The 15,753-nt window shown below is 41.4% G+C and carries 11 protein-coding genes; 1 reads left to right on the top strand and 10 read right to left on the bottom strand.

Annotated features, from left to right (window positions below; translation table 11 throughout):
• Window positions 1–351 precede the first annotated feature (351 nt).
• Entirely contained in the window at window positions 352–651 is a 300-nt protein-coding gene (locus tag ACPUEN_RS00510; RefSeq protein WP_111612663.1) for a DUF3892 domain-containing protein, read from the top strand.
• Window positions 652–799: 148 nt separating this feature from the next.
• On the opposite strand, the gene ACPUEN_RS00505 is transcribed toward ACPUEN_RS00510, so the two are convergent.
• The 10 genes from ACPUEN_RS00505 to ACPUEN_RS00460 form a co-directional block, all read right to left on the bottom strand.
• Window positions 800–2,278 (bottom strand): Fic family protein, encoded by a 1,479-nt coding sequence (locus ACPUEN_RS00505; protein ID WP_425637889.1) that lies wholly within the window; start codon window positions 2,276–2,278, stop codon window positions 800–802.
• Between the two features lie 317 nt (window positions 2,279–2,595).
• Window positions 2,596–3,582, bottom strand: coding sequence for an ArdC family protein (locus tag ACPUEN_RS00500; protein ID WP_425637888.1), 987 nt, complete (start codon window positions 3,580–3,582; stop codon window positions 2,596–2,598).
• A gap of 558 nt (window positions 3,583–4,140) precedes the next feature.
• Window positions 4,141–6,576, bottom strand: coding sequence for an ABC transporter permease (locus ACPUEN_RS00495; RefSeq protein ID WP_425637887.1), 2,436 nt, complete (start codon window positions 6,574–6,576; stop codon window positions 4,141–4,143).
• A gap of 96 nt (window positions 6,577–6,672) precedes the next feature.
• Window positions 6,673–9,033 carry an ABC transporter permease gene (locus ACPUEN_RS00490; RefSeq protein ID WP_425637886.1) on the bottom strand — a complete coding sequence of 787 codons (2,361 nt, stop codon included), beginning with the start codon at window positions 9,031–9,033 and terminating at the stop codon, window positions 6,673–6,675.
• A gap of 997 nt (window positions 9,034–10,030) precedes the next feature.
• The gene (gene mobC / locus ACPUEN_RS00485) at window positions 10,031–12,010 is read right to left on the bottom strand and encodes a conjugal transfer protein MobC (protein WP_425637885.1); all 1,980 of its coding nucleotides are present in this window, start codon (window positions 12,008–12,010) and stop codon (window positions 10,031–10,033) included.
• A gap of 9 nt (window positions 12,011–12,019) precedes the next feature.
• A complete protein-coding gene (locus ACPUEN_RS00480; protein ID WP_425637884.1) occupies window positions 12,020–13,237 on the bottom strand; it encodes a relaxase/mobilization nuclease domain-containing protein in 1,218 nt (405 codons plus the stop codon).
• Complete coding sequence (locus ACPUEN_RS00475; protein WP_425637883.1) at window positions 13,238–13,624, bottom strand: plasmid mobilization protein; 387 nt, start codon at window positions 13,622–13,624, stop codon at window positions 13,238–13,240.
• Complete coding sequence (locus ACPUEN_RS00470; protein ID WP_425637882.1) at window positions 13,566–13,841, bottom strand: hypothetical protein; 276 nt, start codon at window positions 13,839–13,841, stop codon at window positions 13,566–13,568. The genes ACPUEN_RS00475 and ACPUEN_RS00470 overlap by 59 nt, the downstream gene beginning before the upstream one ends.
• On the bottom strand, window positions 13,813–14,028 hold the full coding sequence (locus ACPUEN_RS00465; RefSeq protein ID WP_425637881.1) for a hypothetical protein: 216 nt from the start codon (window positions 14,026–14,028) through the stop codon (window positions 13,813–13,815). Before ACPUEN_RS00465 ends, ACPUEN_RS00470 begins: the two co-directional genes overlap by 29 nt.
• 362 nt (window positions 14,029–14,390) lie before the next feature.
• Complete coding sequence (locus ACPUEN_RS00460) at window positions 14,391–15,119, bottom strand: hypothetical protein (RefSeq protein ID WP_425637880.1); 729 nt, start codon at window positions 15,117–15,119, stop codon at window positions 14,391–14,393.
• Window positions 15,120–15,753 lie beyond the last annotated feature (634 nt).

Here is a 15,753-nt window from a genome sequence, read left to right as displayed (position 1 = left end):
CCATTGTTATCCTTACATCAACAATAAAAAAATCAGGATTTACCAATTCCTGATGGTGTGATTTAAGTAGGCTGCCTACAAAAGCTGGTTCTTTTTCATAAAAGTTAGGGAAAGGAGATCATCGCCTATTAAAATCCATTTGTCTTCTGATGGAACAGGATTTGGATAAAGATGCTGAGATGATCCTGAGAATACTGTTAGAAAAAGGAGTCAAGCTGAAATCTGTGAGGGAATAGTGCTTAATACAAGTTTGATGGGTGTTTTCCGCCTCAGAGAAATATGGTTTAAGGTAAACTGGGGAGGACAACTTGGGGAGTATTTTACATATTTGCAGCAGAGAAGTAGAGACGCATGAGAAAATTAACCGTCCATTTTATAGAAAAGGACAAAAAAAGCAAGGAAGCTATCAAGATCCTGAAGATCGGGGGAGTAAACAATACCGGTCAGCGATGGGCGATCAGCACCAAAGAAGCCATAGAAGGAATCCGGTCCGGGCAGTGGGAGCTGTTTATTTTGGCCAACAACAATGAAATCCCGGTGCGGATCAGGCAAGAAGAAAATCAACCCCCGGTATTGATCGCCCAGGGAGACGGATACCTCCATAACCTGTTGGAAGACCTGCCAGAAATTAATTCAGAGGAAATTCTTTAATCTGATTATCCTAAATAATGCCAATAGCCGTATTTTCTTGCTGAACCGCAGGGAAGACAGAAAACGGAAGAAGCCTAGTGCCGCAAGTGATGTCCGAATGGATACACTTTAACATCAATTGGATTTAGTTACTATAGCTACTTTACACTTAGCCAATAATCCTCAATTTACCCTCCGTATGTTCCAAAAAGGCATTGCTTTGTTCCAACAATGCCTGCATTTTGTCCATGTCCTCGCTTACTATTGTGGCGCTGAATTCATGGGTACGGGTAAGCATTCTAATGTATGGTTTAGGATCACTTTGCCTGGTTAATTTTCTTAAGGATCCCAAATAATCCTCCCTATACACAGTAGGTACTATTATTTTGGATTGCATCGCTTTTGTCAGCTCAGCATTCATCATTACCCTGGCCACACGGCCGTTTCCATCCAAAAACGGATGAATCTCGCTTACAACGAACATAATATAGGCTGCTTTCGCAAATGGGTGCTTGAGTGCTTGGTAAAATTCAAAACTTTTAATAAGTGTTCCCCTCACAAGTGAAGCATCAACAAATTCAGTTTGACCTGCATAATTATTTATATGTTTAAAATTTCCGGGATTCTTATCTACCCTAGCTGACAACAATAGCTGGTGTCTGTAACTCAATATGGTAAGCAATTCTTCCGGAGAGTTGGGGGTTGTACTCATTTCACTCTTATTTGAGACAATCTTATAGGTGCCCAAAACGTCATGCGAATCTTCATTTCTCTTTACCAGTGGTTGTTGGGTCTGGATAATCTGCTTTGCCTCCGCCACTTCAAACACGGTACCCTCGATGTAATTAGAAAAATAACTTTCAAAAAATGCAAAACTCCGGTAAGACTTGTTACTTACGTTTTGCTCTTCCCTGAATTTGAATTCCTGTTGAGTCAATTCCTGAAACAGCATTTCGAATAAACTAATCCTGGCAGGATCATAAGGATTACCAAATGCCCGTGCGGCAGCTATTGGAGATTTTAATATAGTAGATGGATGCGTGGTGAGTAGTGCACTGATTATCTTGTTCAGTTTATCAAACTCGGGTTCCATATTTAATTCCTTGGCTATGATACTAGCCCGGTCTCTTACTTTATTCAGCTCCTGTTCTCCGTTTACTCTTATAATTTGTTCCAGACGATCTTCGATTTCAGGAAATGTTAGCGTTTTTGAATCTGGACCCGGCTTTCTTGAGACTTGCAGGTTCTCCAAAAATGCCCGTTCGCGTTGGGAAGCATATAACTCCCCAGATAATGGGTTATCTCCTTCTATTGGCCCATTGCCTTTCAAAAAGTGGATCATTATGCCCGGAAGTTCAATTTTTCTGGTGTATTTATATGTCAGGAATATCTGATCGGCTTTCGTAGGTTTAAATTCCAGCGCAGAACGATGGCTTAACACCGCTCCTGGATATAATTTTCCAAGAACAGAAAACAGGTTTCTTCTTATGATAGCTGCCGGACTATCGTCGAAATTAGCCGAATATAGTCTAGGCGCTATCTTTCGAATTGCTCCTTCTTTTTCCAGTTTTGAAACATACCTGGAGATAGTTGGGTCAGAGGAACTATATATAATTTCCTGTAAGTGGATTGGTATATTTTTTTCCATTATAAAGCAGATTCAAGATCAATATGACAAATAATTTCTATTTTGAATGATATTTCTACAAATATTTTCTATGATAGTGGAAGTCATTTTTCGCAAATATTTTCCATTACAAGTGCTCTGAAAATCGAAAAAGATAAATATTTTCTATTAAAAAATAATTTACAGAATTGAATTTTACGTCCTAAAGGCTTCCATAGTACACACTTCAGCAGGTACATCAAATGTTCAATTTCTTCATTTTTAAATGCTGAGTTTAGACAGACCAAAACCTGTTTAGCATTCAGCCATAACCAAAAAAGGGGATCTCTCCCCTAGTTCTAAAACGGAGGTTCCATCAGGATGTAATCCACCGCTTTTTGTGCTTTGCTCGCAGCCTCTATCAGTAAGTGCTTGTCGTTGCGAAGTTCGTTTAGCCAGTTTTGAATGTAAGCTGCAGAGTTCTCCAGCAGATTCTCATCCAATATCCCGGTGAGGTTGTTCAGGTACCCCGCTCCCATCTCGGCGATCAACTCCTCGCGACTGTAAAATTCTGACGCAAATTGCTGAGGTTCTGAAACTCCTATCCTGTTTAATCTGGAAGGGTGCCCTGTGCTGTGGACGAGCTCATGGTACAATACCGCAAAATATTGCTCAGCGGATGCAAAGAGTTTTTTCTCCGGCATGGTAATCTGATCCAAGTCTGCCCGGTAGTAGGCTGAGGAACCGGAATGTATCAACTCAGGTGCCCGCAGCATTTCCTCATAGATCTTCCTGCATTGTTCATTATCAGGCACTGGCTCTTCTTTGCTGATTTCTGGAAACTCCCAGTCTATTCCCTCAATCTGTTCTATGGGAAACACTTTAAACTCCTTTAGAAAACCGGATTTACTCACCAGTTTCAGATCATATTCTCCTATTCTATCTTCTGGAATCACTTTTCCCGTTTTCTTGTCCCGAAAGGCAAAGTTCCAGTAGCAGATCGGAAGTGCCTTCGCTCCTTTTTGTATTTTGCCTCCAAGTGAGTTCGCCTGCTTAAACGTCAGGTAGTAGGGATACTGATGGCCACAGGATAGTAATAGCCACAGATTAATTCCCTTGTAGGGTTTCTTGGTCAGGTAATTGGAAGGCATTCCCATCTCATGCCAGGGCTGTTTCCAGGGTATCACTCCCTGCTCCAGTTTCTCGATGATCAGATCAGTAAACTTCTGATAGGTATCCGGTGACCCTTTTGCGGGTTGTGTACCGCATCCCTTGTTTATTCCAAAGTCATTTCCTTCTTTTCTCTTAACCGCAGGCTTTGCTGATGATTTTGCTAGTGTCTTCATAATCTTTTGTGTTTTGGTTTAACAAATACTTATGAAGCTGCACCAGCCTGAGACCGGCACTAAGTGCAAGAGGAATCGGAATAAACCAGCAAAGGCAAGAGCATGGGCTTTATGCCGAAGTCTCTTGCCTCGTGTGACGGGATCAGGCTAAATTGGCGGAAGAAGGAATAGAAAAAATAAAACATTTTGAATTAAAGAAGCGATCATATTAAAGGCCTAATTTTCTTTGACTCAAAGGCTGGAAAAATAACGCGGGTCCGAATTAGTGGGAGATTGAAGCAGCAAAAAAGATCTTGGAAATCGCAATGACACGGGTCAACCAACTCAAATATGATGTGGGTTTTGCTTACCTAAAAGCATTCATACAGGTTTTCAAAAAAATCACGCTAAGTGCGTCAACGTATTTAAGTCCAAAACCAAACCCAACTAGGAACGGATCAATAAGTTGTTTCAAAAAGTATGGAGGTATTCACCAAGCACCCATTCGCACATCCCACTCGCACTTAAGGGACAAGTTCTTTTTTGAACTTTTAATCCTCATCATTCCTATTTCCATTGCTACTCACTCTTCAAACTGTTCACCGGATTCATCAGTGCTGCTTTGATGGATTGGAAACTGATCGTAATAAGAGCCATAAACCAGACTAGAACCACGGGTAACGCTAGAAGCCACCAATGGAACTCCATCTGATAAGCAAAATTTTCAAGCCATTTTTTCATAAAAAACCATACTACCGGGAGTATGACTATACTGGCTATACCTATTAGCCCGATAAATTCCCGGGAAAGCAGAGACATGATGGTAAACACTGAGGCTCCCAAAACTTTCCTTATCCCTATTTCTTTTGTGCGCTGCAATGTCATGTAAGAAGATAGCCCAAATAAGCCCAGGCACGCGATCAGGATAGCCAAACCAGCAAACAGGCTAAACACTTTTGCGAATTGCTTGTCAGATTTATACTGGTTATCAAAATAGGTATCAAGAAAAAAGTAATCAAAGGGACTTCCCCGAAAAGCTTCACTCCAATTAGCTTGGATTTGTTCTAATGCAAAGGGGTAGTCAGCTGAAGTGATTTTCAATGAATAATATTCCCCTGCCCAAGGAGCGTTCAGGTATTCTTTCAGTGCAAAAACCATAGGACCTACTTCATTATGCAGAGATTGCTGGTTAAAATCGCTGATCACACCCAAGATTTCCTTTTCATGTTGATCATTATCAGATTCATCCCAAATGATTGTTTGACCGACTGCATCTTCTGGACTGTTGAATCCTAGTTGGCGGATGGCTGTTTCGTTGAAAATCACCGCTCCTCTATCAGAGGTGATTTCTGGGGAAAAGTTACGTCCAGCAAGAAATGTACTGCCATATAATTCGAAAAAATCTTCATCAACAGCGACTATTTTCACTCCCTTCCTGAATTCTGGGTTTGCGGGTGGATAAAAAGACCTTCCCCAGCTAAGTTGTTGTCCCGGAATATTGGAAGAGACACTTACAGATTCAACCTCAGGTAGCATTTGCACTTCATTTTTGAAAAATGTAAGCTGGCTCTGATAGGTAGAATCTTTAATCCCAGGTCCTTTAAGGATAAGCGTTTGCCCCAAATCCAAACCCATGTCCTGATGTTGCATAAAGTCAAGCTGCTTACGTACACCAAATGTTCCGGCAATCAGGGCAATCGATGCAGCAAACTGGAACACAACAAGTGCTTTCCTGAGCTGTACACCCTTGGTTTTTTTTAAATTGCCCTTGATCAACTGCACCGGCTGAAATGACAGTGCTATCGCAGGGTACAATCCCGAAATAAGGATTCCGAATAAAAACAAGCCCATGATGCCAAGCCCCATTTCTAAATCAAACCCCTTTGCAAAATGCCCCTGTGTGAGGTCATGAAAGGGGGTCATCAGCAGATTTGAAATTAGCAGGGCCATCAGTGCGGCAACCAAGTTAATCAAACATGATTCCGTCAAAAACTGGACGATCAACTGTCCCCTATTTGATCCCACTACTTTCCGTATTCCAATTTCTTTTGCCCGCTCAATAGCTTTCGCAGTGGTCAGGTTTAGGTAATTGATCCAGGCAATAACGAGGATAAAAAAAGCAATAAGTGTAAGAAAAGTTACGGTACGCCGGCTGCCATTTACTTCCGCCTCCGCTTCCAGATTTGAGTCCAAATGGATTCCTTGGATGGGTTGCAATTCAAACTCCTCGTAATAACCATCTTTACGCCATTCAGCTAGTGTCTCCCCTCTGTATTTTTCCAGTACCCCATGAATTTTTTGCTTTACTATCGCCACATCGCTACCTGGCAAAATCTCGATGTAATTGTAGAAGTTCCCCCAATCCCAATCTTCATTAAGATTCCAAGGCAAGGAAATGAAGGAGATAAGAAAATCTGTTTGCAGGTGGGAATTATTAGGAATATCTTCAAAAACCCCGCTGATAAGCAACTGTGTCTGACCTCTATCTCCCATATAAAAATTTAGAGACTCTCCTACTGCATCTCCGTCGGGAAAATATTTTTTTGACACCGATTCAGATAAAACCACACTACCAGGTTGGGTAAGTGCCGTCTGGATATCCCCCCGCAACATCTTATAAGAAAACATGGAGAGGAATGAAGAATCCGCATAATAGATTTTTTCTTCATGAAAACTCCGATCACCTACTTGAAAAACGGGATCTGACATCAATGGAGCAGTGTGCACGATACGGGCTCCATGAATCACCTCTGAAATATCCCTTTGAAAGGCAGGTGCCAGCGCAGGAACAGTCTGGGCCCGTTTCCCCACTAGTTCCCCGTTCATATATGCATTACTCGAGACACGATAAATCGTGGGCTTTCGGAAGTCATCGTAGCTCAGTTCAAAATCCACGTACCTAAAAATCAGTAGGCAGGCAGCCATGCCGACTGCCAATCCCATAATATTTATCAGCGAAAACACTTTGTTCCGCCAAAGATTCCTATGTGCGATTTTGAGATAATGGTAAAACATGATACTAGCCTTTAAAATTTAATAGATCAGCCCCAGCGTTTCCCACTATTAGCTGCCAACCTTTAATGCTCATACTCCTCTTCACTTTTGCGTGCCTCACTCATTCTTCAAACTATCAACTGGGTTTACCAGTGCCGCTTTGATCGCCTGAGAGCTCACTGTAATAAATGCAAGAACCATTGCGACAATTCCTGTCCATAGAAATACTTTCCAATCAATTGGTATTCTATACGCAAATGTATCCAGCCAGGAATCCATCAGGTACCAGGTCACGGGGATTGCCAGCACAACTGAAACCAAAACAAGCTTGGTGAAATCGGAAGAAATCAATCGAATCAAACCTGCCACAGAAGCTCCAAAAACCTTCCGCACGGAAATCTCCTTACTTCTCTGCTCTGCCACAAATGCCGACAATCCTAATAGCCCCATACAGGAAATCAAAATAGCCAATCCAGTGAATAGAGCAGCAAGCTTGGCGGTGCGTTCCTGAGAACTGAATTTGCGGGCATGTTCCTGATCCACGAACTTATAATCGAAGGGAGAGTCTGGGTTGAACTTATCGAAAACAGCCTCCACATTTGTCAAAGCATTCACATAATTACCTCCCTCGGCAAATCGGATATGGATGAAATTTAAGTTACGCTTAGGTCCCATTACCATGATCGGTATGACATCATCGAATGGTGATTCCATAATAAAATCCTTTACCACGCCCACAATAGTAAACTCAAAGGAATCATCCTTAATCACCTGCCCAATCGGATCATCCAATCCCATTACCTCCACCGTTTTTTCATTGACAATTGCCGAGAGACTATCGCCTGCATATGTGTAAATATCAATATCCCTACCTGCTATAAGCTCCATTCCAGCAGTTTTCACCAAGTTAGCGTCAGTTCCCATTCTGCTAATCATTGGGCTGTACTCGGGATCTTTCCCCTGCCATTCCATGCCGTCTGTATCACTATGTATATTTGTCAGGGGAGAAAAAGTATAGCTCACTTCAGCTACTTCTGGCAGAGCCAATAATTCGTTTCGAAGAGCTGCTTTATTATTTCGAATACTTTCTGTGACCTGGTGAAAAATCAAGTTGTCTTTGTCAATTCCCAAGTCTCTATTTTGCACGTAACTGAGCTGATCTCGCACAATCCAAACACTAGAGATCAAAATTACCACTATCACAAATTGAAAAACCACCAAAACTTCCCGCGGCTTGATTCCAAAACTTCGATTGGAATTCATCTTTGATTTCATTGCAATCGCAGGTTGAAACGAACTCATCAAAAATGCAGGGTAACTTCCGGCCAAAATTCCTGTGACAAAAACATACCCAATAGAAATCCACCAGAAATAAGGTTGGTTAAATGGATTTTCCAGTTCCTGTCCCACCAAATCCTTGAACCATGGAAAAGTTAAGTTAACCATAACAATTGCTACCAAATAGCCAGTAATAGCTATTAAAATCGATTCCGCCAGAAACTGACCAATCAACATTCCTCTCCCGGCTCCTGAGATTTTTCTAATCCCTACTTCTTTTGATCGCTTGTCACTCTGAGCAGTGCTCAGGTTGACAAAGTTGATGGCGGCTATGAGCAAGACGATAATGGAAACTACCCCAAACAATCGGATCATTTCAATTTTGCCCCCTACGGACTTACCATTTTCAAACTTCGAATACAAATGAAGATCCCTGATCGGAAAGAGGAAATCAGAGACCTCAGCCATTTCTGAGTTTTTGGCCGTGAAATCCTTAAACTTCTCATTAAAAGAAGTAATGTCAGTTCCTTCACTTAGCATGGTAAAGGTTCGAAACGAATTATTTCCCCAATAATCATCCACCCATCCCATTGCCTCCAGTTTTTTGAAAGGCAAAAAGACGGTAAAAGGAAAGTCTGTATTCTCAGGCAAATCCTCAATCACCGCTTTTACCTCAAAGTCCCATTGCTTTTCCACCGAGACGGTTTTACCCAGAGCTGAGGCCTCTCCAAACAGCTTTTTAGCCACAGAGGCTGTCAAGACAATATTCCCCGGTTCTGTCAAGGCTGCTACCGGATCCCCCTCCAATACTTCGAAGCTAAACATCTCGAAAAATCCGGGATCAGTAAAGGTAGTTTCCTCGTAAAAATTTCTCTCCCCTACTGTCAAAAGTGATTGATCCCACTCGGTGATTCTTGCCACCACTTCCACTTCGGGAAACTGTTCTTTTATTGTAGGTGCATAGGTCGCAGGTGTATAATCCCAGGTAAACATATCACCCTGCATTTCAGTATTTCTCCAGTTTGCATAGACCCGATCCGAATTCTCATGAAAGCGGTCTACAGATAGTTCAAATTGAACCCAGATAAGGATCAAGATCGACGCCGCCATCCCGATTCCAAGTCCAGCGACATTAATCAAAGTAAATCCTTTACTTCTTTGAATGTTTCTCCAAGCTATTTTGATATAGTTTTTGATCATTGCGGTTGAAAGGTTTATAGGTGGTAAAGTTGGAAGATTGTTCCCCCACCTAGGTTATTACTTAATTTTTTGGTTCTTATTTCTTATGTCTCAATTCTTATCCCCTGATAATGAATACTGATGTCTTACTTCTTGAGTCTAAAAAAGTATTTCCACTTTTGTGCCACTAAAAAGAGCCTCAGAACAATTCGAAAAGCATATTTAGAAACAAAAAAATCTACGGCTCGGACAATTTCGTCCGTGATCGGACAAATTATTCGATTACGTCTGTGAAACAAAAACAATTAACTAAGTACTACCTGTTCGTGTGAAACGAGTAATCGACAGAAAATCAATTCCCATAAAAACCTCTTCAATTTTCCCGAAACGCTTAAATTTTGGGGCAGGAAGCTTGTCGCAGGATCTCCAATGATTTCGGGGTCGGCTTTGCTACCTTATCCCCGGATGTGTTGTGGCCATTATCTTCCGATTGCGCTCCTTACTTTTATTGTCATAAAAGTAACTACCTATTTTCCATATCGTAGTTTGCGAGAGAGGCTTCTTCTTTTTAAAGACCAGTTTGTTGATGTTTTTAATTCAGTCTTCATAGTCTATTGTGTTTAGGTTTTTACAAATACTTATGAAGCTGCACCAGCCTGAGACCGTCACTACCTGCAAGAGGAAACGGAATAAACCAGCATAGGCAAGAGCTCTGGCTTTATACCGAAGTCTCTTGCCTCGTGTGACCGGATCAGGCTAAATTGGCTGAAGAAGGAATAGAAAAAATAATATGTTTTTAACTATCTAAGAATATTTCGAGCCAGTGGGATTATCTAGTTGAACTAAAGTAAAAACCATGTACTCTTTTTCTAATTTTTCTAATTGATTTCCAAATATTTACTCTCAAAACCACAATAATTTTTTGTCACAAATATTGACAATAATTGTGACAAAAATCTTTAACTAAATTTACAATCTATTTATAGATTGGTGTCACAAAGGCATCAGTTTTTTAGTCTTAACCCCTAATAATCAAATGCCCCAACTCCGGTGTATCGAACACCCGTTCCATTTCCAATCGGATAATATCCTCCACATCACGTTTGATACTCCGATAGTTTTCCTCTACCTCGTCTTGGGTAATATCCCGCACTTTAGGGATCGGCTGATAACTTTCTTCCTCCTGTTTCAACGCAGCATGGTCATTAATTATTTCAGCATGGAAAGCTTTCAGTTCAATCTTCTGATCTGGAGTATCCGCTACCATTCCCACAAATTCACCAGAAGAGAGTGACGATATCCTTGATGACGGAACCGCCTGATCAAGTTGCGTGGATTTACTTACCGATGTCTCTGAACTGTTGATCGAGATACTCTCTCGGTTTTGAATAATCCTACCAAAACGCTCTGAAAGTTGTTTTGCCGTGTCGCCTAAAACCTGACCGCTGATGAAGTTCCCTACCGTATTCATAATCACATCGGCCTGCTCCCTCCCATAATCTTTCCGAAGCTGGCTATAATCCTGTACTCCCAAGCAGGTAGCTACCTTGTTGGATCGTGCTGTGGCAATCAGGCTATCAATTCCATTGAAATAGATCGTAGGAAACTCATCGAACACCAGACTGGATTTCAGCTTGCCCTTCTGGTTGACCAGCTTGACAACCCTGGAAATATATAGCGATAAGACCGCCCCATAGACCTGCTGCTTTTGGGGATTGTTTCCCATGCAGATGATTTTAGGTTCATCAGGTTTATTCAGGTCAAGTGTAAATTCACTCTCTGAAAGCACATAATACAGTTGGGGGGAAGATAGCCGTGCCATGGTAATCTTGGCACTTGCCACCTGACCTTCCAACTGATCAAATGCCTTTTTAACCAAAGCAGAGACAAAAGGATTCATCAGAACTTCAATTTCCGGTTCGGTTCGGAGCACAGTAAACAGCTTCTCATATTCGGTCTGCATCAGTTCGATGACATGGGGTAGCGTACAGTATTTTCCTTGCCTGTGCTTTTTGAGAAACCAGACAATAGCTGTAAGAAAATTAATCGGACTTTCTACGAAGAAGTCTCCCTGCTTTTTGATCCACTCCCTATTCAGTCCAAGCATAATAGTACGGGCTGCTTCGGAGGCATCTGTAATGTCCAACATGGTATCCGGCTCTAAGGGATTACACCGATGGGTATGTGACAGGCGGTCAAAATTGATAGTATAGAATTTAGGCTTTATACGGTAGGCAGATAAATTCTTTTGAAGCGTATTGTAGGCTATTCGGGAGAGGTCATCGTATTTGAAGTCATAGACAAACATGGAAAACCCTTTACTGATGTGTTGGGTAATCACATGTCGGATCACAAAGTAACTTTTTCCAGAACCTGGCGTACCTGCCACCAATAATGCTCGGAAGGGATTGATGATATTGATCCATGATTTTCTGACCTTATCCTTCAGTCGGTATTGTGCAGGAAGATTAACCGAGTATTCATTTCCCAGGTAGCGCTCCTCCTGAGGAAATGTCTCGTTCAAATGATTAAATACCCCCTGATCAAACCGGTTTTTCAGCAAGCGACTCAGCAGGGCTCCTCCCCTCAAAATTAGAATGAACCCGAGACTGGTGACTGTTATGTAGGTAATGCTTAGTGTATCCTCATTAAAAGAAAGGTAAAAGACATAAAAACTGCCCGCATAGATTAACAATCCACTGATCAGTGGCCAGCATATCTGGGCCATTCTGAGTTTATCATCCTTCTTGCCTTTCGCTCCGATCAAGGATATAAACAAAAGCCCCAATGCAAAAACTTTGGATATATAGAATTCATTAAACAGGCCCGTATCCCTAATATTGACCAGAAGTCTTTCAGAAATAGGATGAGTAAGTCCCCATTGATTGAATGAATGATAACAATAGTAATAGCAATGCAGACACAGCATTCCAATACTTGCCTTTCTGGTCAGATCGATGATCTTTCTTAACCCCTCGGTGTTTTCTCCGGTTTGCATAGACTCCGTTTATTGAATTCGTTTTTTGCGCTTTTTCTTTTTCTTCTGCCTTAGTTCATAAGGAGTCGGATCTTCTGGGTGGTAAGAATTTAAGGAAATCTCCAAGCTGGGAACTTTGATGCCTTGCTCAGTCTCCTGCCCACTTATTCTTACCTCCTGCTTTATTTCCGGTGGATCGGGAAGCACATGGTCCTTCGAAAATCTAACAGAAAGCGCATTAGCGGATAATTCCTTAGCCAATGCTGAACCGTTAAATACGCATCTGTTTACGTTATCTATATAGGTCACCCCGTATAGCCGTCCTTCTTCATTGAACCTGACTAGGGGCTTGATTCCCTTAGGCCTGAGTCTGGAAGTAAATTCTTCCATGGAACTGCTACTTTTCAACATATCTAGAATAAGGCCCCGGAGCGTTTCCCTGTGTTGCTTTCTTGCTTCTTTGTTCCGTAAGAACAGCCTTTCCAGTTTAACCAAAGTGGGCTTGCAATAAATTGAACTGGCCTTCACAGGAACCCCCACCCTGTTCCCTGCCGTATCCAAAATCGAGTACACCAGCCCTTTATTTTTAAACATTTCACTTTCCTTTTCACCCCGGTAGGCACATACATTGAACTGCCCCAACACTGCATTCAGCTCAGGCAGGGAAGCAAATTGATACGAACGTGTAACCTCTTGAACTATATTGGATATGGAAGATTTCGTTTCCCTTTTTCCATACAAAGCTTTCTCCAACGGCTGAAGCAAATTGACTTTTTGCTTCCGCTGCTCTTCGGCTTTTACAAGATGGTATCGCTGCTCAATTTCCTTTCGGGTCTTTTCTGACAGCACCTTGCCCAGGTTATGCGTTTCAATCCGTTTTCCTGAACTTGAAATATTGGTTGTAACCAGATGAATATGTGGATGGGCAGCATCAAAGTGCTGATAGAGCAAGTAAGGTTGATTTCCAAATCCAATCCCTTTCAAATAATCAGCTACAATCTTTTGAAGCATATACTCATCTACTTTATCCTTTGGAGAGAAATTGAGCGAAATATGGACAGTGTTTGTTTTCGTCCTGGTATTCAACTTCTGCACCTTTACAAATGATTGGATCTTATCATTCACAGTAAGATTTTTAACTGCAAATCCTCCCATCTGTACCAGTTTTGCCTGTCCATTTTTCACCTTCTGTTCATTGTATCGGATCACTCCTCCGATAGTCTTTCCGGTACTAATTTTAGCAACCAATTAGATTAGTATTTTCAACCCTTCAATCAAGTGATGGAGCGCCTCTAATTTTGCTTTAGTCCACTCAAAGTGAGGGATCATTTCCTTCACAAAAAACAGCCGCTCTTTTGGATCAGCCTGCATATGGAAATAATGCGTAATCTGGTTGATATTCACCCCTATTTTATTCAGTTCATTTCTGAGCAGTCCTAACTCTACCAAAGTGGTCTCCAAGGATTCGTTTCGCGTGTTGAGGGTTAGCTTTCTTTTGAAAAGCATCTCTCTAACAAGCTCACTTATCGTCTGACAGTAGGCACTTCTCGATAGTAAGCTTTCCAGTTTCTCTACTTCAGTTGGAGTGAATCGGATTGTCTTTCTTATCGGATAGTTTACGGCTCTCTTTTTCATCGTTCTCTGGATAATAAAATCCGACTTCGGAGGATTTTACCCCAACCGCAACTCCGGCAGCGGTGGGCAAGAGCGGATTGGCGTCAGACAATCCTACATCTTGCTCATTGCCAACACGCAATGCCAAACCTGCCCTTAGTGGAAGGTCGTGTTGATCAAGCAGGAAATTATCATTCTTGGTAAAAGCCTCAGTTTTCCAAGTTCCAGACCCAGTCATCTGCAGCCATCACCCAATCACGTATGGCGGACCCTGATTCATTACACCAGTCCATTCCTTGGTAATAGAAATAGAATACCTCCGCTTCGGAAGATGGAACTTGGAGGGAGTTAAAGTAAGCTTGTACCTGTTCCAGTCTAGGCGGAACATTTCTGGAAAAGTTGAGATTCTGAGCTTCGAGATTCATAACGCTTATCGTCTTTGGTGAAGCTCAAAAGTGGGGGAGTGTGTGTTGGAATGGTCACACTGAGATCAGAATGGGGCAAGTACTTTATCAAGTTAAAAAGCTTCTCCTAAATACAGGTAAAACCCTCCTCTCTCACGAATAAAAGCATAATCTGCTCTATTGAAAATATCCATTTTAGGTAAAAGCGAAATCCGGAAAATACTCTACCTCTAAAACCCCTCAATTTTAGGGTTTCATCAGATGTTACAAGGGATGCATGAAAAGACGCAACTCAAACTTTTGCTGAACACAGTCAAAAAAAGAATCTTTACTCAGAAATAATCTTATAATCACCAGTGGGTGCTATCTGTATAAGCTTACCTTCAATTGCTTTTTCGATCACCAGTGTGGTTGTTGGTCAGCAGCAAGCTATAGCTCAAAATCCTGTGTCTCATTTCATATTCACTCCGTAATTGCGAGGTTCCGGCGGGCACGGTGATCTTCTCCTTTAGGGCAGTACAGTCTGATAATTCTGACAGGGTATATTCGGTATAAATCCCTTCTTCCTCACCGAGTAAAACCTCCTGATCCTGTATATGGGTAGGAAGTCTGACGGCTATACTATCAGATTTTAACCAAACAAACGCATCTGGAGTATCACTGCTGAATAAATAGCTACTGGTTGGGTCAATTCCTCCAATAGGTGTAAATTCAATCTCCTGCCTATACGGCAAATCCATTTTGATTGTACTGCCCTTTTCCCAATAAAGCGAGTCATCATCTCCTTCTCCCACGTAGTACTTAAGTTGTTTGAAGGAGTTCCCTTGGGATACCTTTTGAGAAACACGGATTGTTCTTGTGGCTTTTGGTGAGTTCAGAAAGAGCTTGAATTCAAATGGCTCGCCTGAGCTGTTCTCTTCGAGCTGGATTTGTAGTGTATTGCCGGTATCCCGAACTACTACAAAACCTTTGTTAGGCCATATGGCTTCTAACCTTCCTTCATTTTCCAATTGCAACAGTACATTCTCGCCAGTTTTTTCATCTTGAAGGTTAAAAATATCACCAAAAATCCTGGTGTCGCCTTGAACATTTTTATTTTTTCTATTTGCCATTCCTGAGTAGTAAATTCAACCTGCTGAACCCCACCTTCTGCCTCGACTTCTATTTGATCTTGGGAAGGAAAAATCATAGAATATTCTGCATGATCGGTGCAGGAGAGTAAAAGGCACACAACAGTCAAATAGCTTAAAAAGATTCTTTTCACGATGTTTATAATTTTTATTTGAATAACCAGCCCGATAGCTCGGGAGGAATCTCGCATATATTATAATCATCGAAGTGTGTGACAATCTTCGGCATGCTCGCTTCCATGATATTTAAGGAGTCAATTTTCAGCGATATCAGGTGGGATTCAAACCCATAACTAGACGCGGGCATTCCATATGACTTTAAAAAATCAAATGAAATTAGCCAATTGGAAAGTTCGAATCTGCTTTTAACTAAAGATCCCTTACCCCCTTTTCATCACATTCATTTTTATGACTAAAACATCCAATAACAACTACGAATATTGATTCAAGTCTTACGGATTTCTTTTTGATGATAGATCCTATCCAGAAATCTGGTCCAATTCTACCGAAAAGAGATTAAATCAATTATTTTGGTCGAGATTAGAAACTCATTAAAAACGCAAAAAATCAAAAAAGAGTCTAATGTGAATAGGGATAAGGTCTATGTTCATCCTCA

It is taken from the genome of Algoriphagus yeomjeoni (assembly GCF_049821175.1).
Taxonomy (GTDB): Bacteria; Bacteroidota; Bacteroidia; order Cytophagales; family Cyclobacteriaceae; genus Algoriphagus; species Algoriphagus yeomjeoni_A.
This window is presented reverse-complemented; position numbering and strand designations above follow the sequence as displayed.

What these genes read in the sequence shown, in the direction of transcription:
- ACPUEN_RS00490 (WP_425637886.1), bottom strand. Translation starts at nt 9,033, where the DNA reads ATGATCAAAAACTATATCAAAATAGCTTGGAGAAACATTCAAAGAAGT.
- ACPUEN_RS00505 (WP_425637889.1), bottom strand. Translation starts at nt 2,278, where the DNA reads ATGGAAAAAAATATACCAATCCACTTACAGGAAATTATATATAGTTCC.
- ACPUEN_RS00495 (WP_425637887.1), bottom strand. Translation starts at nt 6,576, where the DNA reads ATGTTTTACCATTATCTCAAAATCGCACATAGGAATCTTTGGCGGAAC.
- ACPUEN_RS00470 (WP_425637882.1), bottom strand. Translation starts at nt 13,841, where the DNA reads ATGACTGGGTCTGGAACTTGGAAAACTGAGGCTTTTACCAAGAATGAT.
- ACPUEN_RS00510 (WP_111612663.1), top strand. Translation starts at nt 352, where the DNA reads ATGAGAAAATTAACCGTCCATTTTATAGAAAAGGACAAAAAAAGCAAG.
- ACPUEN_RS00475 (WP_425637883.1), bottom strand. Translation starts at nt 13,624, where the DNA reads ATGAAAAAGAGAGCCGTAAACTATCCGATAAGAAAGACAATCCGATTC.
- ACPUEN_RS00460 (WP_425637880.1), bottom strand. Translation starts at nt 15,119, where the DNA reads ATGGCAAATAGAAAAAATAAAAATGTTCAAGGCGACACCAGGATTTTT.
- mobC (WP_425637885.1), bottom strand. Translation starts at nt 12,010, where the DNA reads ATGCAAACCGGAGAAAACACCGAGGGGTTAAGAAAGATCATCGATCTG.
- ACPUEN_RS00465 (WP_425637881.1), bottom strand. Translation starts at nt 14,028, where the DNA reads ATGAATCTCGAAGCTCAGAATCTCAACTTTTCCAGAAATGTTCCGCCT.
- ACPUEN_RS00500 (WP_425637888.1), bottom strand. Translation starts at nt 3,582, where the DNA reads ATGAAGACACTAGCAAAATCATCAGCAAAGCCTGCGGTTAAGAGAAAA.